Annotated in this window: 20 protein-coding genes; 15 read left to right on the top strand and 5 right to left on the bottom strand. The window is 73.5% G+C overall.

Features of this window, described 5'->3' with window-relative positions; all coding sequences use genetic code 11:
* Positions 1-5 precede the first annotated feature (5 nt).
* From ACA511_RS26660 to ACA511_RS26620, 9 genes are read left to right on the top strand one after another with little or no spacing between them, the layout of a single operon-like run.
* Positions 6-857, top strand: a complete 852-nt coding sequence (locus ACA511_RS26660) for an ABC transporter permease (RefSeq protein WP_375027341.1) — start codon at positions 6-8, stop codon at positions 855-857.
* Positions 854-1912 (top strand): MCE family protein, encoded by a 1059-nt coding sequence (locus ACA511_RS26655; RefSeq protein ID WP_375027340.1) that lies wholly within the window; start codon positions 854-856, stop codon positions 1910-1912. Before ACA511_RS26660 ends, ACA511_RS26655 begins: the two co-directional genes overlap by 4 nt.
* The gene (locus ACA511_RS26650) at positions 1912-3072 is read left to right on the top strand and encodes an MCE family protein (protein WP_375027339.1); all 1161 of its coding nucleotides are present in this window, start codon (positions 1912-1914) and stop codon (positions 3070-3072) included. The genes ACA511_RS26655 and ACA511_RS26650 overlap by 1 nt, the downstream gene beginning before the upstream one ends.
* Positions 3072-4157: an MCE family protein gene (locus ACA511_RS26645; RefSeq protein WP_375027338.1), complete on the top strand. Its 1086-nt coding sequence runs from the start codon at positions 3072-3074 to the stop codon at positions 4155-4157. The genes ACA511_RS26650 and ACA511_RS26645 overlap by 1 nt, the downstream gene beginning before the upstream one ends.
* A complete protein-coding gene (locus tag ACA511_RS26640; RefSeq protein WP_375027337.1) occupies positions 4154-5206 on the top strand; it encodes an MCE family protein in 1053 nt (350 codons plus the stop codon). Before ACA511_RS26645 ends, ACA511_RS26640 begins: the two co-directional genes overlap by 4 nt.
* A gap of 10 nt (positions 5207-5216) precedes the next feature.
* Complete coding sequence (locus ACA511_RS26635; protein ID WP_375027336.1) at positions 5217-6248, top strand: MlaD family protein; 1032 nt, start codon at positions 5217-5219, stop codon at positions 6246-6248.
* Positions 6245-7540 carry an MCE family protein gene (locus ACA511_RS26630; RefSeq protein ID WP_375027335.1) on the top strand — a complete coding sequence of 432 codons (1296 nt, stop codon included), beginning with the start codon at positions 6245-6247 and terminating at the stop codon, positions 7538-7540. The genes ACA511_RS26635 and ACA511_RS26630 overlap by 4 nt, the downstream gene beginning before the upstream one ends.
* A 1-nt stretch (position 7541) precedes the next feature.
* A complete protein-coding gene (locus ACA511_RS26625) occupies positions 7542-8489 on the top strand; it encodes a hypothetical protein (protein WP_375027334.1) in 948 nt (315 codons plus the stop codon).
* Positions 8486-9385 carry an acyl-CoA thioesterase gene (locus tag ACA511_RS26620; RefSeq protein ID WP_375027333.1) on the top strand — a complete coding sequence of 300 codons (900 nt, stop codon included), beginning with the start codon at positions 8486-8488 and terminating at the stop codon, positions 9383-9385. Before ACA511_RS26625 ends, ACA511_RS26620 begins: the two co-directional genes overlap by 4 nt.
* A gap of 28 nt (positions 9386-9413) precedes the next feature.
* On the opposite strand, the gene ACA511_RS26615 is transcribed toward ACA511_RS26620, so the two are convergent.
* The 4 genes from ACA511_RS26615 to ACA511_RS26600 all read right to left on the bottom strand — a co-directional run bounded on the left by ACA511_RS26615 (position 9414) and on the right by ACA511_RS26600 (position 13217).
* Positions 9414-10616 (bottom strand): amidohydrolase family protein, encoded by a 1203-nt coding sequence (locus ACA511_RS26615; protein ID WP_375027332.1) that lies wholly within the window; start codon positions 10614-10616, stop codon positions 9414-9416.
* A gap of 131 nt (positions 10617-10747) precedes the next feature.
* Positions 10748-11590: an SDR family NAD(P)-dependent oxidoreductase gene (locus ACA511_RS26610; RefSeq protein ID WP_375027331.1), complete on the bottom strand. Its 843-nt coding sequence runs from the start codon at positions 11588-11590 to the stop codon at positions 10748-10750.
* 20 nt (positions 11591-11610) lie between these two features.
* Positions 11611-12795, bottom strand: coding sequence for a thiolase family protein (locus ACA511_RS26605; protein WP_375027330.1), 1185 nt, complete (start codon positions 12793-12795; stop codon positions 11611-11613).
* Positions 12792-13217, bottom strand: a complete 426-nt coding sequence (locus tag ACA511_RS26600; protein WP_375027329.1) for a Zn-ribbon domain-containing OB-fold protein — start codon at positions 13215-13217, stop codon at positions 12792-12794. Before ACA511_RS26600 ends, ACA511_RS26605 begins: the two co-directional genes overlap by 4 nt.
* A gap of 148 nt (positions 13218-13365) precedes the next feature.
* Here ACA511_RS26600 and ACA511_RS26595 point away from each other — a divergent pair, with 148 nt between their 5' ends.
* The 6 genes from ACA511_RS26595 to ACA511_RS26570 all read left to right on the top strand — a co-directional run bounded on the left by ACA511_RS26595 (position 13366) and on the right by ACA511_RS26570 (position 20718).
* Complete coding sequence (locus tag ACA511_RS26595) at positions 13366-14322, top strand: LLM class flavin-dependent oxidoreductase (protein WP_375027328.1); 957 nt, start codon at positions 13366-13368, stop codon at positions 14320-14322.
* The gene (locus ACA511_RS26590) at positions 14319-16616 is read left to right on the top strand and encodes a CoA transferase (protein WP_375027327.1); all 2298 of its coding nucleotides are present in this window, start codon (positions 14319-14321) and stop codon (positions 16614-16616) included. Before ACA511_RS26595 ends, ACA511_RS26590 begins: the two co-directional genes overlap by 4 nt.
* Positions 16613-17047 carry a nuclear transport factor 2 family protein gene (locus tag ACA511_RS26585; protein ID WP_375027326.1) on the top strand — a complete coding sequence of 145 codons (435 nt, stop codon included), beginning with the start codon at positions 16613-16615 and terminating at the stop codon, positions 17045-17047. Before ACA511_RS26590 ends, ACA511_RS26585 begins: the two co-directional genes overlap by 4 nt.
* Before the next feature lie 62 nt (positions 17048-17109).
* Positions 17110-18306: an amidohydrolase family protein gene (locus tag ACA511_RS26580; protein ID WP_375027325.1), complete on the top strand. Its 1197-nt coding sequence runs from the start codon at positions 17110-17112 to the stop codon at positions 18304-18306.
* Positions 18303-19379 carry a Zn-dependent alcohol dehydrogenase gene (locus ACA511_RS26575; RefSeq protein ID WP_375027324.1) on the top strand — a complete coding sequence of 359 codons (1077 nt, stop codon included), beginning with the start codon at positions 18303-18305 and terminating at the stop codon, positions 19377-19379. Before ACA511_RS26580 ends, ACA511_RS26575 begins: the two co-directional genes overlap by 4 nt.
* Positions 19380-19512: 133 nt before the next feature.
* Positions 19513-20718, top strand: a complete 1206-nt coding sequence (locus ACA511_RS26570; RefSeq protein WP_375027323.1) for an amidohydrolase family protein — start codon at positions 19513-19515, stop codon at positions 20716-20718.
* A 57-nt stretch (positions 20719-20775) separates the two neighbouring features.
* Here the strand turns inward: ACA511_RS26570 and ACA511_RS26565 are convergent, their stop codons facing one another.
* Positions 20776-20964, bottom strand: coding sequence for a ferredoxin (locus ACA511_RS26565; protein ID WP_375027322.1), 189 nt, complete (start codon positions 20962-20964; stop codon positions 20776-20778).
* Between the last annotated feature and the right edge of the window lie 31 nt (positions 20965-20995).

The following is a 20995-nucleotide window of genomic DNA, read 5'->3' as shown; positions in this document are numbered from 1 at the left end:
GACCGATGCTGCCCATCTCCCCCCGCACCCGCCGGCTCGCCGCGGCGATCCAGGTGCGCCCCACCGCCGCGGGCGTCAGCGACTTCCTGATCTTCGTCGGCCGGCTGCTGCACGTCACGGCGGTGGACATCCTGCGCGGCCGGCACCTCAGGACGGTGTTCCGCCAGGTCTCCGACATCGTCGCCGGCGTCGGCGCCACCGTCGTCGGCCTCGGCATGATGTTCGTCGTCTTCTTCATGTCGTTCTTCACCGGCACGACCGTCGGCCTGCAGGCGGTGCCGGGCCTGGAGCGGGTCGGCGCGCAGTCGCTGGTCGGCCTGGTCGCCAGCTACGCCAACGTCCGCGAGGTCACCCCGATCATCGCCGGGATCGCACTGATCTTCCAGCTCGGCGCGGCCTTCACCGCCGAGATCGGCGCGATGCGGATCTCCGAGGAGATCGACGCGCTGGAGGCGATGGCGATCAACTCGCTGTCGTACCTGGTGGCGACCCGGGTCGTCGCGACGCTGATCGCGCTGGTCCCGCTGCACCTGATCGCGCTGTTCGCCGCCTTCTTCGCCACCAAGCTGATCTCGGTCGGCTTCTTCGGGGTGTCACCGGGGATCTATGACTACTACTTCCACCTCTACCTGCCGCCGATCGACGTGTTCTACAGCGTCGTCAAGGTGCTGGTGTTCGCCTTCATCATCATGGTCATCCACTGCTACCGGGGCTTCACCGCCGCCGGCGGCCCGGTGGGCGTGGGCATCGCCACCGGACGCGCCATCCGCGAGTCGATGGTGGCGATCATCATGGTGAACCTGCTGCTCTCCTACATCTTCTGGGGACAGGGCGGGACGGTGAGCCTGACCGGATGAACAACAGCGATCTGTCCCCGCGGTCGCGGCGCGTGTTCGGACTCCTCGGCGCCGGAGCCATCGCCGCCGGAGCCCTGGCGGGCTACCTCGGCGTCCGGCAGAGCCATCCCGAGGCCACCTACTACGAGGCCGTGTTCAGCAAGGTCGGCCCCGGACTGGACGGCCAGTCGGACGTGAAGATCCGCGGCATCAACGTCGGCGGGGTCGACAAGGTCACCCTCGACCCGGGCGGCGCCGTCCGGGTGCGGCTCCGGCTCGACAAGGGCGTCCGGATGCCGGCGTCCGGCACGCTGGCGATCCAGCCGCTGTCGGTCTTCGGCCCGAAGTTCATCGAGCTGGATCCCGGGACGGGCGAGGTGTCCGGCCCCTACCTGCCCGCCGGGTCGACCGTCACCAGCACCCGCGTCCCGCCGGAGCTGAGCGACATGGCGGGGCCGGCGCACGAGCTGCTCAGCGCGATCGACCCGGACGACGTCGCGACCATCCTGCGGACGTTCTCGCAGGGCCTCGACGGACGCGGCCCGCAGCTGGCCGAGACCATCGACGACGGCGCCACGCTGCTGTCGGTGTCGACGCGGAACCTCCGCGACCTGCGGACGCTGATCGGCAACACGGCGGCGCTGAGCGCCACCCTCGACGACAGCGGCGAAGCGGTCGTCCGGCTGACCCGCGCGCTCAACGTCATCGACCCGATCCTGGTCAGCGACCCGGCGGCGTTCAACGCGACGCTGAAGCGGACCAGCCGGGTGTCCACCGAGATCACCTCGCTGCTGCGCGCGAACCCCGGGGCGCCCGGCGCCATCATCTCCAGCGTCGTCCCGGCCGTCGATGTCGGCTACCGCCACCGCGACACGACCCCGCAGTTCATCACCGCCTCGGGCGCCTTCTTCGACCAGGTGGCCGGGCTGCTGAAGGTCAAGGGGCCGCACGGCACCGTGCTGTCCACCGAATCGGTGCAGCTGTACGTCGACGACCTGCTCTGCACGTCCGTCCTCGGGCTGTGCAGGCCCGCCCCCGGGCCGCTGCCGGGCCGTCCGGGCCGGGGAGGATCATGATGAGCCTTCGCAGCCTCCTGCGCCGGCCGCGCCGCGGCGGCACCGCCGGCGGGCCGAGCCGGCGGGCCTCCGTCCGCTTCGCGCTGTTCGCGGTCCTCACGGTCGCGCTGACCGCCTACCTCGCCGTCAAGATCATGGGCACCGACTTCGCGTCGTCCTACCGGCTGGTCGCCACCTTCGACGACGTCTCCGGGCTGAAGGAGGGCGACCTGGTGAAGGTGCGGGGCGCCACGGTCGGGCGGGTCGACGGCATCGCCGTGACGAGCGGCCGGGCGCGGGTCACGGTCTCGGTGCGCGACGGCGTCCGGCTGCCGGTCGACTCGGTCGCGGAGGTCCGGTGGCGCGACCTGATCGGGGCGCGCGAGCTCTACCTGAACCCCGGTGCGAGCGGCCGGCTGCTGCCGCCCGGGGGCACGGTGAAGCACACCAAGGGGACGGTCGACCTCGGCGCCGTGATCAACAGCCTCGGGCCGCTCACCGGCAGCCTCGACCCGGACCAGCTCAACCAGATCCTGCGGTCGTTCTCGGTCGCGCTCGACGGCAACCAGGGCGACATCAACCAGATCATCAAGAACCTGGGCCTGCTGCTGGACACCTTCGGCTCGCGCGGCGCCACGATCGACCAGATGCTCAAGGACTACCGGACGGTGACCGGCGCCGTCGCCACCCGGGACCGGCAGATCGCCGAGGTGGTCGACAACCTGTCGTCGCTCACCGAGGCGTTCGCGTCCAGCGGCACGACGCTCGACACCGCGCTGGTGCGGATGAGCCGGTTCAGCGGCCGCCTCGACCAGGCCGTCGGCGGCGGCGCGCGGGAACTCGGGCAGGTCGTCACCTCCACCAAGGACCTGCTGGAGATCGCCCGCACGAACATGAAGGTCCTCAGCGGCGTCGTCAACGGGCTGCCCGCCTCGCTGCAGGCGCTGCTGTCGGTGATGGACGGCGGCCACTTCGTCCGCTCGGCGATGGTGTGCCTCAGCCTCAACGAGCTCCAGGACCCGTGCCCGTTCACCCCCGTCCTGCCGTTCCCGCCCGCGCAGGTCCCGGGCGGGGGCGGCGGGGGCGGCGCGCCGAAGATGACGGCCGCCCAGCGCGCGGAGTTCGCCAAGGTGGCCTCGCTGTTCCTGCTGAACGCCGCGAACGCCGGAGGTGAACGCTGATGGCCGGCCGGACCTACCGGGGGTACCGCACCACCCGCGTCACCCTGATCGGGGTGGTGGGGATCGCGGTCGCGCTCCTGCTCGCCTACGCCTACGGCGCCCTCGGGCTCGGCGAGCGCGGGTACACGATGACCGGGGTGTTCACCGGCGCGGGCGGGCTCAAGGCCGGGGACGACGTCCAGCTCGCCGGGGTGCGCGTCGGACGGGTCGAGAGCGTCCGCCCCGACTTCCGCCGCGGGCACGTGATCATCAAGTGGAAGGTGCACGGCGGCATCGACCTCGGGCCGCAGACGCGCGCCGACGTGCGGGCGGCGAACCTGCTCGGCGGGCAGTACCTGAAGCTGTCCGGCCCGGTCGCCAAGCCCTACCTGGGCAGCCTGCCGGAGTCGCGGCGCCGCGTCCCCCTCGACCGGACGAGCATCCCCTACACGCTCAACCAGGCGATCAACTCCTCGACGGGCCTGGTGACCCGGCTCGACACGAAGTCGATCGACCGGATCCTGAAGGAGGCCGCGGGGATCAGGCTGCCCGGTCAGAAGGAGCTCGCCGCCATGCTGGCCGACCTGGACACCCTGACCACCACGCTCAACGAGCGCGCCCCCGAGGTGCAGGCGATCATCGCGGGCAGCGGCAGGCTCACCTCGGTGCTCGCGAGCAAGGACCGGCAGCTCGGCACCCTCCTGGAGCAGGCCGAGGAGCTGCTGGACGTGCTGGCCCACCGCCGCGCCGAGCTGGCGACCGCGCTCGGCCGGGGGTCCAGGGCCGTCGGCACCCTCGGCCGGGTGATCTCCAAGCACCGCGCCGACCTGCGCACGATGCTCGACGACATGCACTACGTGCTGCGGAACCTCGGCGGCGCGGAGAGCCTGCGGAACCTCAACATCGCCCTCGCGTGGCTCGGCCCGGCGGCCACCCAGCTCACCCAGACCACCAACTCCAACGGCCGCTGGCTCGAAGGCTCGATCGCCGGGATCGGCCCCCTCCAGCCCAGCATGCTCGGGCCGCAGCCGAGCTACCTGCCGCCGAACTACCCGCATCCGGCGGTCACCCCGGTCCCGCCCGACGTCGCCGGAGGTGGCAATTGATCCGCCGTTCGATCCACCGGCCGGTCCACCGGCGGCGTCCCCTCGCCGCCGTCCTGGCGGCCTGCGCGCTCGCCGCGGGCTGCACCGCCCTCCCGGTGGGCGCGGGCTCGGGCTCCTACCGGGTGACGGCGTACTTCACCAAGGCCGTCGCCTTCTACCCCAAGTCGCAGGTCCAGGTGATGGGCATGCGCGTCGGGACGGTCGAATCGGTCACCCCGCAGCAGGACGGCAGGGTCAAGGTGGTCGCCTCGATCGACGAGGACGTCCCGCTGCCCGCCGACGCGCGCGCCGCGATCGTCCCGCTCAGCCTGATCGGCGAGCGCACCCTGACGTTCGCGCCCGCGTGGCGGCCGGGCACGTCCAGGCTGCGCGACGACGCGGTCGTCCCCGTCGAGCGCACCGAGGTCCCGGTCGAGGTCGACCAGGCGCTGAAGTCCTTCACCACCCTGCTGAAGTCGTTCAACCTCGCCGACGCCAACAAGATGCTGCACGACGGGGCGCAGGCCATGTCCGGCAACGGCACCGCGTTCAACCGGGCCCTGCAGCAGACCGCCGACCTCACCACCACGCTGGCGGGGCAGGACCGGCAGCTGCTCCAGGTCGCCGCGAACCTGCACAAGCTGGCGAAGCAGGTCAACGGCCGGCAGCGCACCGTGACCAAGCTGATCGACGACTTCGCGACGGTGAGCGACGCGCTCGTGGGGGAGCGGCGGGAGATCGCCGCCTTCATCACCTCGCTCGCCGACCTGGTGCGCGAGGGCAAGGTCCTGATCACCGACTACCGGGAGTCCCTGGTCTCCGACCTCGGCACGATCGCGCAGATCTCCCTGGTGGTGAAGGGGAACTCGGCGCGGACCGCGGAGTTCGTGCGGGCGATCGGCCCGCTGGTCTACGGGTCGCAGAACATGACCAACTACAAGACCCACTCGTTCACCAGCCGGGTCGCGCTCGACAACGTGCTCCGCGGCTACCTGGCGGCCGCGATGCGCGAGCCGTCGGTCAGCGAGAAGGTCCCCTGCCTGCCGCCGCCCTGGTCCAACTGCGAGTGAGGATGCCGTCATGAAGCAGATGATCGTGGTTGCCGCGCTGGCCGCCGCGCTCGCGGTCTCGGGCTGCTCCTACCAGACCGCCGGGTCTCCGCAGGGCGGCATGCGGCTCTCCGCCGACTTCACCGACGTGCAGAACCTCGCCGTCGGGCACGCCGTCCAGATCAACGGCGTGCGGATCGGCACCGTCACCGGGATCGAGCTCATCGGCACCGGGGCGAGCTCGCGGGTCCGGGTGAGCATGTCGCTGAAGGACGGGCTCAAGGTGCCGCGGGGCACCTCCGCGGAGCTGTCGATCACCTCGCTGCTCGGCGAGAACTTCGTGGGGCTCCTCCCGCCGCGCACCGGCCTGAACAGCGGGCCGTTCCTGGCCGACGGCACCGTGCTGTCCGCGACCCGTGTGGTGCCGGCGTTCGAGCAGGTGGTGGGCAAGGCGGCGCCGCTGCTGGAGGCGGTCTCGACCGGCGACGTCGGGACGATCGTGGACGCCGGCGCGACCGCGTTCGGCGGCAAGGGCGAGCAGCTCGGCACGATGACGCGCCAGGTCGACGACCTGGTCGCGCTGTTCGCCGCGCAGCGGTCCCAGCTGGACTCGGCCCTGACGCACTTCGCGAGCCTCGGGCGCACGCTGGCCGCGAACGAGAAGCAGCTCGGGAGGCTCCCGGGCGGCCTCGCCGAGGCGACCCGCGTCCTGGAGCGGAACAAGGACGAGATGATCGACACGCTCGACAAGATCACCAAGCTGGTCGGCGCGATGGACGACACGGTGCTGCTGGGGCGCGTCGGCGAGATCAGGCAGCTGGTCCGGCAGCTGGGCCCGCTCCTCCAGACGGTCGCCGCCGACGACTCCAACCTGGGCGGGCTCATCGCCAAGATGGAGAACTTCGTGACGAAGCTTCCGAAGGGCGTCTTCAACGGCCAGCTGCTCACCTATCCGGTGCTCAGGCCGGTCATGAGCGGGAAGACCCGGGCCGCGCCCGGTCCGCCGCAGGCGGCCCAGCTGTTCACCTCGCTGAACAAGCTGATGGAGAGGCGGTCGGGATGACCCGGCGGATCATCGTCAACCTCGCCGTCTTCTGCGTACTCGGCGTGGTGCTGACGGCCTGGGCCCTGGGCAACGTGGTCACGGTCAACGTGCCGGAGCGCTACTACAGGCTCGGCGTCGAGTTCGAGTCGTCGCCCGGCCTGCAGCCGGGCTTCGACGTCGGCTACCTCGGCGTCGGCGTCGGCAAGATCCACTCGGTGCGGCTGGAGGGCCGCAAGGTGATCGCCGACCTGGACATCGACCGCGGCCAGCGGATCCCCGGCAACGCCGTCGCGGTCGCGGGCCGCAAGTCGGCGATCGGCGAGCCGTACGTCAGCCTCGAACTGCCGCCGGGCACCGCCGGCGGCCCGCCGCTGCGCCGCGGCGCGGTGATCCCGCTGTCGCGCACCAGCGTCGCGGCGTCCTACGACGAGCTGTTCACCGCCGCCAACCAGGCGGTCACCGGCCTGAACGCCCAGGACCTGCGGACCTTCAGCCGCGAGCTGGCGGCCGGCTGGGACGGGCGGTCGGACTCGCTGCGCAAGATCCTGGACGGCACCGGCCAGCTCACCGGGACGTTCGCCGCGAACAGCGAGCTGCTCGACGGCCTGATCGGCGAGATGACGACGACCACGACGCTGCTCACCGCGAAGCGCGGCGAGCTGGCCGGCGGGCTCGACGACCTCTCCCGGGTCGTGGACTCGCTCGCGCGGAGCGACACGGAGCTGAAGCGGCTGACCGAGGACGCCCCCGGGCTGCTCGGCACGTTCGAGAGGATCCTGTCGCGGACCCGGGCGCAGAACGGCTGCACGCTCAGGAACCTCGGCACCGCGATGCCCGTCGTCCTCGACGACCGGTCGATCGAGTCGCTGGAGTACGCCGAGTCGCACGCGACCGAGATGGTCAAGGTGCTCGAGATGGTCGCCCCGCCGGACGAGGAGCCGGCCAGCCTGCACATCGACTTCATCATCACCGGCGACAAGCCCGCGCCGGCCCCCGAGTACAAGAACCTGAAGCCCCTGCCGGACGTCGGCTCGATACCGGCGTGCTCGGGCGTCCGGGTGCCCGCGCCGGAGAGGGCGGCGAAGGGCGCGGCGGCGAACGGCGCGGGGGCGTCCCCGGACTCCTGGGCCGCGGCGACGCCGGACGACGTCGCCGTCCGCAACGCCTCCGGCAAGGAGCACGACTCGGGCGGCGGCCCGTGGCTGATCTACACCCCGGCCCTGATCGCGCTCGCGATATTGATCTTCACCACCCGCCGGACGCTCGCCGTCGTCTGGCAGACCCTGCGCCGACGCACCCCTGGAGCCTGATATGACGTCCGAACCGGCGAAGAAGCCTGGAACGCGGGTCGAGCCCGAGTACGAGGACGACCTGCGGGAGCTGTTCGAGCGGCTGCTGCAGGGAGCGCGGATCGCCGCGGAGCCGGCGGAGGGCGGGGACGAGTCCGCCGCCGGCCCCGCGTCCGGCCCGCAGGAGGGCAAGGCCGAAGAGCGGGAGAAGACCGGGAAGCGGAAGAAGGCCAACGAGCCCGAGAAGGCCGGGACGGAGACCGAAGCCGAGGAGGAGAGCGAAGCCGAGGAGGAGACCGCGGCCGAGGAGGAGGCCGAGGCCGAGCCCGCGGCCGAGGCGGAGAAGCCCGCCGCCGGAGAGGACGAGCCCGCGAAGGGGCGCCTCCGCCGCAGGCCGGGTCCCGTGCCGGGCCTCCGCCGCTGGGCGGCGCCCGCCCTCGCGGTGCTGGTCGCCGCGGCCGTCGGCGCCTCGGGGTTCTTCGCCGGGCGCGCGACGAGCGCGGACGAGGACGCGCCGCGCAGGCAGGTGGCCGTCCGCGCCGGCGAGATCGCCAACACCCTCTACAACTACGACTACCGGCAGGTCGACCAGTACCTGACCCGGCAGTCGTCGGTGATGACGGGGAAGCTGGCCGCCGAGGCGAAGCAGAGCCGGGACACGATCTCGGCCATCATCACCGGAGGGAAGCTGGTCTGGACGTCCCGCGTCACCCGCGTCTACGTGGCCGACGTGAGCGCGACGGCCGCCTCGGTGATCGTCGAGCTGAACGGCAAGGTCACCAACAGCAAGGGGATCTCGAACCTGACCGGCACCGTGATCCGCTTCGAGCTCGCCCGGGAGCGCGGGCGCTGGCTGGTCTCGAAGGCGCCGGCGACCCTCAGCGTGGGCGCCGAGTCCGCCACCGACCTCGACGGCAAGCCGGTGCCGAGCGCGTCGCCGTCGGCCTCGCCCACGAAGAAGTCGCCGTGACGGAGTCGTCGCTCGACCGGATGATCGCCATCTTCGACGTCGAGCCCGCAGAGCCCATAGAGCCCGCTGAGAGCGCCGGGGAGCGGGCGGTCCGCTTCCTGGGGGACGGCGACGGCGGGGGGCGGCGGGTCGTCGACGGCAGCCAGCTGCTCGCCCAGTGCCTGGTGGCGGCGGGCAAGGCCCTCCCCGGCCGGACGGTGCGTTCGGCGCACGCGATGTTCGTCTCCGCCGCCGACCCGGAACGGCCGCTGGAGTTCGCCGTCACGCCGGTGCGGGCGGGGCGCTTGTTCGCCAGTGCCACGGTCGCCGTACGGCAGGGCGGGCGGACCCGCGCCGCCGCGAGCGTGCTGCTGGACCACCCGCAGCCCGACGTCATCCGGCACGACCGGTGGACGGGCCCGCCCGCGGCCGGGCCGGGCGCCGCGCACCCCGTCCGCATGCCGCTGCGGGGCAGGGAGGTGCGCCTCGAAGACGTCCGCGATCACAACAGCCCCGACGAGGTCGGGCCGCCGACCCTGGACGCCTGGCTCCGCTACGAGACCGTGCCGGAGCGCGACGACCTGCGCCGCGCGCTGCTGGCGCACTTCACCGGCCACCTGTCCGTCTCCGCGGCGATGCGCCCGCATCCCGGGGTCGGCACGTCCCAGGCGCACCGCACGCTCTCCACGGCGCCGCTCGCCATCGCGGTGAGCTTCCACGACCCGGTGGAGTGGGGCGGCTGGATCCGCTACCACCACGAGAGCGCCTACGCGGGTGCGGGCATGGCCCACGTCCGCGGCCAGGTGCTGACCGAGGACGGGCGGCTGCTCGCCTCGTTCACGCAGGACGCCATGATCCGCGCGTTCGGGGACGCCGGGGCGCGGGCGGCGGCGCTGCCCGCCGAGGCCCGCCTGTGAGCGGACGGGCCCCGGCCGGCGGCGACCGTCAGCCCCGCACCGGGGGCTCCAGGCCGTAGAGCCGGGTCGCGGTGTGCTGGAGCACGTTGCCGACGATCTCGTCCGGGATGCCGGCGAGCGACTCCTCGATGACGTCGCGCGGGCTCGGCGACTCCGAGGCGGGGCCGGGGGACAGGCTCGTGGCGTGCGGGAAGTCGGTCTCGAACATGAGGTTGCCGGCGAGTTCGTCGATCACGGCCCGCACCGACTTGCGCTCGAACCAGTACATCCCGAAGATCTGCCGGCGCATGTACTCGCTCGGGAGCATCCGGTCGGTGTAGTCCTTGTGCGCGCCGACGTTCAGCCATTGCCAGTCCATCGTCTCGCCGAGGAAGGGCAGCCAGCCGGCGCCGTTCTCGACCGAGACGAACTTCAGGTCCGGGTAGCGGTGGCAGACGCCGCTCAGCACGACCTCGGCGATGTTCTGGGCGTTGCCCAGCAGCACCAGCGAGCTCTCCCGGGTGAAGTCGAGCTTCTTGGACTGGTCGACCGCGCCCTTGAGGTCCTCCGGGGCCGCGAGGAACCCGACGTGGAAGTTCATGCTGAGGCCCATCTCCTGGGCCTGGCCGAGGAGGGGCTCCCAGTGGTCGTCCATCAGCCGGGGGAGGCCGACCTTGTCGTAGCGCGCGGCGAACAGGACGCCCTTGTGGCCCATCTCGTGGGCGCGCCTCATCTCGGCGACCGACTCGCCGATGTCCCAGAACGGCAGCATCATCATCGGGATCAGCCGCCGGGGGTCGGCCGAGCAGAACTCCACGAGCCAGTCGTTGTAGGCCCGGACGCACTCGGTCGCCAGTTCGCGCGGCATCCGGTTGAGGAACATGTGGCTGTGGAACCCGAGGATGTTCGGATACAGCAGCTGGTAGTAGACGCCCACCTCGTCCAGGTAGGCGAGGCGCTCCTTCGGGTCGAGCGCCGCCGGGAGCGCGTCCGAGAGCCGCTTCGGGTGCGAGGGCGGGAACTCGGGCCAGCCGGCCTGGGCGAAGGCCCCGGCGCCGTACAGCTTCTGGTCGCCGATGTACCAGTAGTCCTCCTGCCGCCGCTCGTGGAACCGCACGTGCGGGACGAGGTCGCCCCATTTCGGCGAGACGCGCGACGTCCAGAGGTCGGGCGGTTCGATGATGTGGGAGTCGACGTCGGCGACCGCGTACCGCTCGCAGAGGGCGACTCCCGCCGCGTCCTGGTCGGCCATTCGCGTGGCTCCTTCCGCCCGGCTGTTAGGAAGCGTTCACTCACTTACTCTAGGGTCGCCGCCTGCGCCGCGCAATGGGCGCGCCCGGTCACGCGTCCGGGCACGCGTCCGGTCACGCATCCGGGCACGCGTCACGCGTCCGGTTCGGGGACGGCGCGCAGGTGCGGCGCCATCATCAGCGGCGTCACGCCGAGCACCCCGGACTCGACCGGCAGGACGGTGCCCGTGATCCACCGCGCCTCGTCGCTCGCCAGGAACGCCGCCGCCCAGCCGACGTCCCAGCCGTCGCCCGGCGTCCCGAGCAGGCCCGCCTCCGCGCGCATCGCGTTCATGAACTCCGCGCGCGGCCCCGGCGCGGACACCGACAGCACCATCGGCGTGGTGATGTGGCCGGGCGCGATCGCGTTGACCCGGACGCCCTGCCGGCCGTGCGAGTACGCCATGTCGATCGTCATGGCGATCAGGCCGCCCTTGGCCGCCGAGTACGCCACGGTCCCGTCGCCCCGCAGGGCCGAGATCGACGCGATGTTGACGACCGAGCCCGAGCCCTGCGCCGCCATCACGGGCACCGCGTACTTGGACGCGAGGAAGGCCGTCCGCAGGTTGACGGCGAACGCCCGGTCCCAGTCCGCCTCGCTCGTGTCGACGACCGTCCCGAGCGAGGCGAGGCCGATGTTGTTCACCAGGACGTCGACCGTCCCGAACGCGTCGACGGCCGCGCGGACCATCGCCTCGCAGTCGGCGGCGCGGGTGACGTCGGCGGCGAACACCTCGGCCCGGCCGCCCTCGTCCTCGATCATCCGGCGCGTCTCCTCGGCGCGCTCGGGACGCAGGTCCACCAGCAGGACGCCCGCCCCCTCGCGGGCCAGCGCGACCGCGGTCGCCTTCCCCGTGCCGATCCCCGGGCCGGGCGTCGACCCGGCTCCCGTGACGATCGCGGCCTTGCCCTCGACCCGTCCCGCCCGCTCCGCCATCTCGCGCTCCCTCTCGTCCGCTACCAGCCGGTCAGCAGTGCCGCGCCCGCCTCGATGCCGCCGACGCTGGTCACCGCCGCGACCCGCGCGCCGGCGACCTGCCGGCCGCCGGCCTCGCCGCGCAGCTGCCGCACCGCCTCGGCCGTGTGGCCGAAGGCGGCGTGCAGGCGGCCGCCGGACAGCTGGCCGCCCCACGTGTTGAGCGGCAGCTCGCCGTCCAGGGCGATGCGCTCGCCGCCGTCGACGAACGCGCCCGCCTCGCCCGTCGCGCAGAAGCCCATGGCCTCCAGCCACCACACGGCCTCGATGGTGAAGCCGTCGTAGAGTTGCGCCACGTCCACGTCGCCGGGGCGGAGGTCGGTGCGCGCCCACATGGCGCGGGCGGCGCCGTGCCCCACGCGGCCCATGTCCTCCCACTGCTCCCACGCCGGCCGGCCCTCGACGACCCCGGCCATCGCCTCGACGCGGACCGGCGCCCGCAGGTCCGGCGCGGTCTCGGCCGCCGAGACCACGATGGCGGTGGCGCCGTCCACCGGGACGTCGCAGTCGTAGAGGCACATCGGCGTCGAGATCATCCGCGCGCCGAGGTAGTCGTCGAGCGTGAGCGGCGAGCGGTACACGGCGTCCGGGTTGAGCGCCGCGTGCGCCCGCTGGGTCAGCGGGATCCAGGCCAGCTGCTCGCGGGTGACGCCGTACTCGTGCATGTAGCGGGTCGCGTACGGGGCCAGCTGGACGACCGGCGACAGCATCCCGACGGGCAGCAGCCAGGCCAGCGGCCCCTCGGCGGCGGGCTTGGTCGAGCCGTAGGCCGGCCGCCCTCCGGCGGCGCGCGCCGCGCTGCCCTCCTTCACGGTGCGCCAGACGACGGCGTGCCGGGCCTGGCCGGTCGCGACGGCCTGGGCGGCGCCGTAGAACGGCAGCGCCATGCCCTCGACCAGCCCCTGCCGCCAGGTCGTCGTGATCCGCAGCGCGTCCTGGACCTCGTAGAGGTCGCCGGCCGCGTAGCCGGGCAGGTTGGCCGCGCCGCCGCCCGGGAACATGGCGAGGCCGTCGATGTCGTCGACGGTCAGCCCGGCGTCCCCGATGGCCGCGAGGACGGCGTCGAGCGTGAGCTGGAGGCCCGACCGGTCGAGCCGGCGGCCGATGGCGGACTGGCCGACCCCGGAGATCACGGCCCGCCGTTCGAGCAGGTCGGCGGCCCTCACGGCCCGGCGCCTTCGGCGACGGCCAGGAAGCTGGGGATGGCGCAGCCGCCGGGGCCCGGCTCGAAGCCGATGGCGACCGGCATGCCGATGGCCGTCTCCTCCGGCGCGCAGCCGCGGATCCGGCCCGCCACCCGCACGCCGGGACGCCCGGGGAACTCCACCAGGACGACCGCGTACGGCACCTCCAGGCCCGGCAGCCAGCGCTGGTGGTTGACGGTGAAGCTGTACACCCGGCCGCGTCCGGTGATCTCGGCGGGCTCCGTCGTCCGGGCCCGGCAGGCGCGGCAGACGCCGCGCGGCGGGAAGGACTCGGCGCCGCAGGACGAGCAGCGCTCGACGACCAGGCGCCCCTCGCCGGCCGCCGCCCAGAAGGGCCCGGTCTCCTCGGTGACGGCCGGAGGTATCCCCGTCGTCGCGTCCATGCGTGGCCTCCGGTGGGCGCTGGGCTCGGCCATGAAGAGAGTGTTCGCTCACTATACGGTGCTTACGTAAGAAAGTGAGCCTTTGCTATCTTCGGGCGGTCGGCGCCGTCCGGCGCCGGCCCGAGCACCACTCGCGAAGGAGCCCGGGTTGTCGGACGATCGCATCATCCTCGGCGCGGCGGCGATCCCGGAGCCGGACCGGCGCTGGCTGGCCGCCGCCGAACGCCTTCCGCTCGCGTCGGTCTGGCAGGGCGGCCACGTCCTGCCGCCGAGCGCGACCGGCGAGGCGATCACCCGCCTCGCCCTGCTGGCCGCCTGGACGGAGCGGGTGCGCGTCGGCGCCGCCGTCCTCGTCCTGCCGCTCTACCATCCGGTGGTCGCGGCCAAGCAGCTGGCCGACCTCGACTCCCGCTCCGGCGGCCGGGTCACGGTCGGCGTGGGCGTCGGGGGCGAGTTCCGCGCCGAGTTCGACGCCGTCGGCGTGCCGGTCGCCGAGCGCGGTCCCCGGGCCGACGAGGCCATGGAGGTCCTCCGGGCGCTCTGGGCGGGCGGCCCGGTCAGCCACCGCGGGACGTTCTTCTCCTTCGACGACGCGGAGCTGCGGCCGGTGCGCCCGCCGGGCGCCGCCGCGCCGGCGATGCGGGCGGGCGGCCCGCCGCTGCTCGTGTCCGGCCGCGGGGAGCCGGCGATGCGCCGGGCCGCCCGGCTCGGCGACGGCTGGATGCCCTACCTCGTGTCACCGGACGCCTACCGCCGCTCGGCGCGCACCATCCGGGACGAGGCGGCGGCCGCCGGCCGCGACCTGACCGGTTTCGAATGGGCCGCGTACGTGTACTGCTCCGTCCGCCGCGACGGCGACCGCGCCCGCGACGAGGCCGCCTCGTTCCTCGGCCGCGCCTACGGCGGCAAGCCGCGCGCCATGCTCGACCGCATCGCCCCGGCCGGGACCCCGGAGGAGGTCGCGGCCCGCCTCCAGGAGTTCGTCGACGCCGGAGCCCGGCACATCGTCGTCTCCCCGGCCGCGCAGGAGGACACCCTCGGCATCGTCGCGCTCGCCGCCGCAGAGGTGCTCCCGCGCCTCGTCCTCCCGGAGGCGGCGCCGTGAACGCCTCCGCCGGACGGCCGTGCGCCGGGCTCACGGTCGTCGAACTCGCCGCCGGCGCCAGCGACCTCGGCCTCGGACCCGCCGGCGGGGTCCCGGGCATGCTGCTCGCCGACCTCGGCGCCGCCGTCGTCCGGGTGGTCGGCACGGAGCCGGTCCCCATCGACCGCGGCCTGACGTGGAGCCGGGCCTGGCACCGCGACAAGGAGATCGTCGCCACCGACGACCGGGACGAGGTGCTCGCGCTGCTCCGGGACGCGGACGTCGTCCTGGCCTACGGGCCCGAGGCGCTCGTGGAGGGGCGCGGGTTCGGCCACCGCGACCTCCGGGCGGCGAACCCGTCGCTCGTGCACGCCCGGTGCGGGCCGAGCCGGACCGCCAAGGGCGCCGCCGAGGACTTCGGCCTGCTGGTGGAGGCGAGCGCCGGATTCTGCACCCAGCTCGCCGGCCACCGGGCCGGTCCGATCTTCGTCGACGTCCGGGCGTCCGGCATGGGGACGGCGTCGCTGCTCCTCGGCTCGGTGCTCGCCCTGCTGCGCCACCGCGCGCGGACGGGCGCCGGCGGCTGGGCCGAGACGTCCCTCTACGACGGGATGCTCGCCACGCTCGGCTGCATGATCGGCCGGTCCGAGCGCGCCGCGCCCGAGATCGAGGGCTACTGGGAGAAGGGCTCGACGTTCCCGAACTTCCTCTACCGCTGCGCCGACGGCGAGCTGATCCAGGTGTGGTTCGGCGGCAAGGGGATGTACGCCACGCTGATCGGCGTCCTCGGCGACGAGCCGAGCGCCGAGGGCTACTACACCGACCAGATGACCGGGCGGCTCGGCGAGCGGGCCGCGCGCTGGACGTCGTTCTTCGCGACCCGGCCGCGGGACGAGTGGATCGCCCGCCTCCGGGCGGCGGGCGTCGCGTGCGAGCCCGTCCTCGGCCCCGGCGAAGCGCTGGCCGACCCCCATCTGGCCGGGATCGGGCTGGCCGTCGAGCGGCGGGACGGCGGCCACCGCGACGTCCTCGTCGGCTCGCCGATCTCGGTGCGCCCGCTCGGCGCGGCGGCCCCCGCCGGCGGCCGTCCGGACCGGCGCGGCGGCCCGGCGGCGGGCCTGCTCGGCGGCCTGCGCGTCGCGGACTTCTCCGCCTTCGTGGCCGGTCCGCTCGCCGCCGAGGTCCTCGCCGACCTCGGCGCGGACGTCGTCAAGGTCGAGCCGCCCGGCGGCGAGGCCATGCGCGCCGCGGCCTACGCCGTCGCGGCGTGCCAGCGGGGCAAGCGCAGCCTCGCGCTCGACATCGGCGCGCCCGAGGCGCGTCCCGCTGTCGAGCGCCTGCTGACGTGGGCCGACGTCGTCCTGCACAACTTCCGCGTCGGGGTCTCCGAGCGGCTCGGCATCGACGAGGAGACCGTCGCGCGGCTGAACCCGGACGCGGTCTACTGCCACGCCAGCGCCTTCGGCACGTCCGGATCCCGGGCCGCCCTCCCGGGCAACGACGCGCTCATGCAGGCGGTGACCGGTTTCGAGCGGGCCGTGGGCGGCGCGGGGAACGCCCCGCTGGCGGCGACCTGGATCCCGATCGACATGGCGGGCGGGTGGGTCGCCGCCGCCGGCGTGCTGGCCGGCCTGTACGCCCGCGCGGTGGACGGCGGGGGGCGCCGCGTGGCGACGAGCCTGCTCGGCGCCGGGATGCTGCTGCAGAGCGGCGTGTTCCTGCGGGACGGGGAACTGGTGCGCGGCCCCGGACTCGACGCGCGGCAGACGGGCTACGGACCCGGCTACCGCATCTACGAGGGAGGCGACGGCCGCTGGTTCGCGCTCGTCGTCCCGGGCCCCGGGGGATGGCGGCGGCTGTCGGCCCTTCCGGAGGCCGGGGCGCTGCCCGAGACGTACGCGCCGCTGCGCGGCGGTCCCGCCGACGCCGCCGCGCGGGAGGCGGAGGCGGTGCTCGAGGCGGCGTTCGCGACGGCGCCCGCCGCCGTGTGGGCGGACCGGCTGCGCGGCCTGGGGCTGCCCGCCGAGCCGATCGAGCCGCTGGACCGGGACGGCTTCCGGCGCGCCGTCCTCGACGACCCGGTGAACCGGGGGCTCGGCCGGGTGGCGGCCTACGAGACGCCGGACTGGGGGCGTTTCGAGCAGATCGGCCCGCTGCTGCGGTGCGGTCCCGTGACCGGCGGCCCGCGGCTGATGCTCCCCGGGGTCGGCGACCACACGGTGGAGGTGCTCACCGAGCTGGGGCTGGGCCGCGCGGAGATCGACGGGCTGCTCGCGGCGAAGATCGCCCGGCGGCCGGAGGGCGAGCCGGCATGAGCGCCGTCGAACTGGTCGGGGAGATGGCGCGGCGGTTCCGGGCCGGCGACGCCGACGGGGCGTTCGCGCTGCTCCATCCGCGGTTCAGCATCGAGCAGCCGGCGTCGCTGCCGCACGGCGGCCGGCACCACGGCCGCGCCGGCATGGCCGCGATGGGCGCGGAGTTCGCGCGCCACTGGGAGCGCGCCATCGTGCGTCCGCGGATCCTCGAGTGCGGCGACGGGGCCGTGCAGATCACGACGCAGACCTGGACGGCCAGGAGGACGGGCCGCGCCGCCACCGTCGACGTCGTCGAGCTGTTCTCCGTCGCGGACGGGCTCGTCGCGGAGATCAGGGTCTTCCAGCAGGACACGCACCTGCTGCTCGCGACCCTGGACCCGGCCCCCGGCGGGCCCGTTCTTGACACCCCGAAGCCCGCGGTGGAACAGTAGTAACTGGGTACTCACTTACTAACGGACCTCGACGCCGGTCGACGGCCGTCCGGAGGTGCACCGTGCCGGAGTATCGGCTGATCGACGCGGATGGGCACTACTACGAGCCCGACGACTGCTTCTCCCGCCACATCGAGGCGCGGTTCAAGGACGACACCGTCCGCGTCGTGCGGGGCGCCGACGGCCTCGGGCGCGTCTTCCTGCGCGGCGGCCGGACGTTCATGAGCGTCATGCCCGGCGACCACGCCTCGGCGCCCGGCGCGCTCCAGGGGCTGTTCGCCGGCGGGGTCGCGGACGGCTTCACGCACCGCGAGGTGATCAGCGCCAGGGACCACCCCGAGTTCACCGAGCGGCCGGCCCGCCTCGCGCGGATGGACGACCAGGGCCTCGAAGCGACGATCATGCTGCCCACCCTCGGCGTCGCGGTCGAGTACGACATGAGGGACGACGTCGAGCTGACCTACGCGAGCCTGCGCGCGTTCAACCGCTGGCTGGAGGAGGACTGGGGCTACGGGGCCGACGGCCGCATCTTCGGCGTGCCGATGCTGTCGCTGCTCGACATCGACCGGGCGATGGCCGAGCTGCGCCGCGTCATGGACGCCGGGGCGCGCCTCGTCCACCTCTGCCCGGGCCCCCAGGGCGGCCGCTCGCCCGCCGACCCGGTCTTCGACCCGTTCTGGGCGACCGTGGCCGAGGCCGGCGTCCCCGTCGTGTTCCACGTGGCCAACAGCGGCTACCAGCACTTCTACGGCACGCACTGGTCCGAGAACCCGGCCAACCCCTCGCACCTGCAGTCCCCGCTGCAATGGGCGCTGTGCAACACCGAGCGGCCGGTCGTCGACACCCTCATCGCGCTCGCGCTGCACAACCTCTTCGGCCGGCATCCCGACGTGCGGATCGTCTCGATCGAGAACGGCTCCGGCTGGCTCAGGCCGCTCCTCAAGACGGTCGACAAGGCGGCGGCGCTGGGCCGCCGCGGCCCCATGATCGGCGGCGAGCTGCCGCCGCGCCCCGGCGAGGCCCTCTCGGCGCACCTGTGGGTCTGCCCGTTCCCCGAGGACGACGTGGACGACCTCATCGGCGCCGTCGGCGCGGGCCACGTCCTCTTCGGCTCGGACTACCCGCATCCCGAAGGGCTCCGCGAGCCCCGCGACTACGTCCCCCGGCTCGCCGGCTGCGACGCCGACACCACCCGCAAGGTGCTGCGCGGGAACACCGCCGGACTGCTCGGCCTGCCCGACCCCGCCGTCGGCCGGTGAAGGTCGCCGTCGCCCACGAGGCCGGCCGGCCCGTCGTGGTGGAGGACCTTCCCGTCCCGGACGTCGGGCCCCGGGACGTCCTCGTGCGCGTGACCGCCAGCGGCATCTGCCACACCGACCTCAACGTGATCGGGGGACGGTCCGCGCTCCCGCTGCCGATCGTCCCCGGCCACGAGGGCTGCGGCATCGTCGAGGAGACCGGCCCGGAGGTGCGCAGGGTCCGCGCCGGAGACCGGGTGCTCGCGTCGGTCTCGCCCGCCTGCGGGCACTGCGGGCGGTGCGTCGGCGGGATGTCCAACCACTGCGAGCTGAACCCCGTGGTGAAGGCCGCGCCCCGGTTCGAGCTGGACGGCGGCCGGTGGGCCGCCGCGCTCTGCGGCTGCGGGACGTTCGCCGAGGCCATGGTCGTGCATGAGGCGTCCGTCGTCCCCGTGGAGACCGACCTCGCGGACGAGGAGCTCGCCCTCCTCGGCTGCGGCGTCACGACCGGGGTGGGCGCCGTCCTCAACACCGCCGGCGTCGTCCCCGGCTCCAGCGTCGCGGTGATCGGCTGCGGGGGCGTCGGCCAGTCGGTGGTCCAAGGGGCGCGCATCGCGGGCGCCGCCCTCATCATCGCCGTCGACCCGGTGCCCGGCCGCCGCGAGTCGAGCGTCCGCGCCGGCGCCACGCACACCGTCGACCCGGCGGCGGGCGACCCGGTCGGGCAGGTCCGGGAGCTGACCGGCGGGCAGGGGGCCGACTACACGTTCGAGGTCGTCGGGAGGCCCGAGCTGATGGTCCAGGCGTTCGACATGGCGCGGGTCCAGGGCGCGGTGACGCTCGTCGGCATGCCGGAGGCGGGCGCCAACCTGACGCTTCCGGCGGTCCAGGCGGTCTTCTCCGGCAAGCGCCTCGCCGGTTCCGTCGTCGGCGGGGCCCAGATCCTGCGCGACTTCCCGCGCTTCATCCGGCTCGCCGAGGCCGGCCGGCTCGACCTGGGCTCGATGGTCTCCCGGCGGATCGGGCTCGACCAGGTCAACGACGGGCTCGACCTGACGGCCCGCGCCGAGGGCGTGCGGACCGTGATCGTCTAGCCCGACCGTCCGGCGCCGGAGGAGAGGACCGGATGGTGCCCGAGGCGTCGCGACCCCCTGGTGTGCGGGCGGGGCGCTGTCTACTATGTAGTGAGCGTTCGCTTTCATACGGCGGGGCAGTTGGGAGCTCTCCATGTCGTTCAACTGGTTCATCTCGGTCGATGACCACCTCATCGAGCCGTCCGGGCTGTGGCGGGACCGGTTGCCGCGGCGGTGGCGGGACACCGGGCCGCGGATCGTCCGGGAGGGCGACTCGGAGTTCTGGGCCTACGAGGACCGCCAGATCGCCACCATCGGCCTGAACGCCGTGGCCGGCAAGAAGCGGGAGGAGTTCTCGCCCGAGCCGATCACCTACGACGAGATGCGCGCGGGCTGCTACGACCCCGCCGCCCGCATCGCCGACATGAACCAGGGCTTCGTCCTGTCGTCGATGCTGTTCCCGTCGTTCCCCCGCTACTGCGGGCAGGTCTTCCACGAGGCGAAGGACAAGGAGCTCGGGCTCCTCTGCGTGCGGGCGTGGAACGACTTCATCCTGGAGGAGTTCGCCGCGGCCCACCCGGGCCGCTTCATCCCGATGATGATCATCCCGCTGTGGGACCCGGCGGCCGCCGCCGCCGAGATCGAGCGGACCGCCGCGCGCGGCGCCAAGTCGATCGCCTTCTCGGAGAACCCGACGAAGCTCGGGCTGCCGTCGATCCACACCGACCACTGGGACCCGGTGTTCCGCGCCTGCGACGAGACCGGCTTCGTCATCTCGATGCACGTCGGGTCGTCGTCGAACCTCATCCGCACGTCCGAGGACATGCCGACGCTCGCGTTCATGGCCTACTCCGCGGCGGCCAACCAGGCGGGCACGCTGCTGGACTGGCTGTTCAGCGGCAACTTCACCCGGTTCCCGAACCTGAAGATCGCGCTGTCGGAGGGCTCGATCGGCTGGATGCCGTACTTCCTGGAGCGCGCCGAGCAGGTCATCGACAAGCAGCGGTTCTGGGCGTCCCGCTTCGACATCGGCATGAACGCCGCGCACGACCGCGGCGAGCGGAAGGGCGAGTCCCGGTTCGACCTGGACACCGACATCCGCCGGCTGTTCAAGGACCACGTCTTCGGGACGTTCATCGAGGACAACGCCGGCCTGCGGCTGCTCGACGTCATCGGCGAGGACAACGTGATGCTGGAGTGCGACTACCCGCACTCGGACTCGACGTGGCCCGACACGGTGCAGATGGCCAACAAGTGGCTCGGCGACCTGCCCGAGGACGTCCAGTACAAGATCACCATGGGCAACGCCGCCCGGGTCTACGACTTCACCCCGGCCGACCCCGCCACCATCAAGGTCTGAGACCCCGCCCCGCCCAGCCGCCGCGGCCGCTCCGCTCAGGGGGCGGTCGCGGCGCGCTCAGCTCACGGTGATGGCGCGTTCGGGGCAGTTGCGCGCCGCGTCGCGGGCCTTGTCCTGGAGTTCGGGCGGCACCTCGCCGACCGGCGCCGCCCCGTGCCCCTGCTCGTCCAGTTCGAAGACCTCGGGGCAGATCTCCCAGCAGCGGGCGTGTCCCTGGCACCGGTCCGGATCCACACTGACCTGCATCTGGCGATCTCCTTCTTGAGTAGGCGGCGGA

The organism is Actinomadura sp. GTD37, assembly GCF_041951365.1.
Classification (GTDB): domain Bacteria; phylum Actinomycetota; class Actinomycetes; order Streptosporangiales; family Streptosporangiaceae; genus Spirillospora.
The sequence above is the reverse complement of the archived record's forward strand: the minus strand, read 5'-3'. Positions and strand labels throughout refer to the sequence as shown.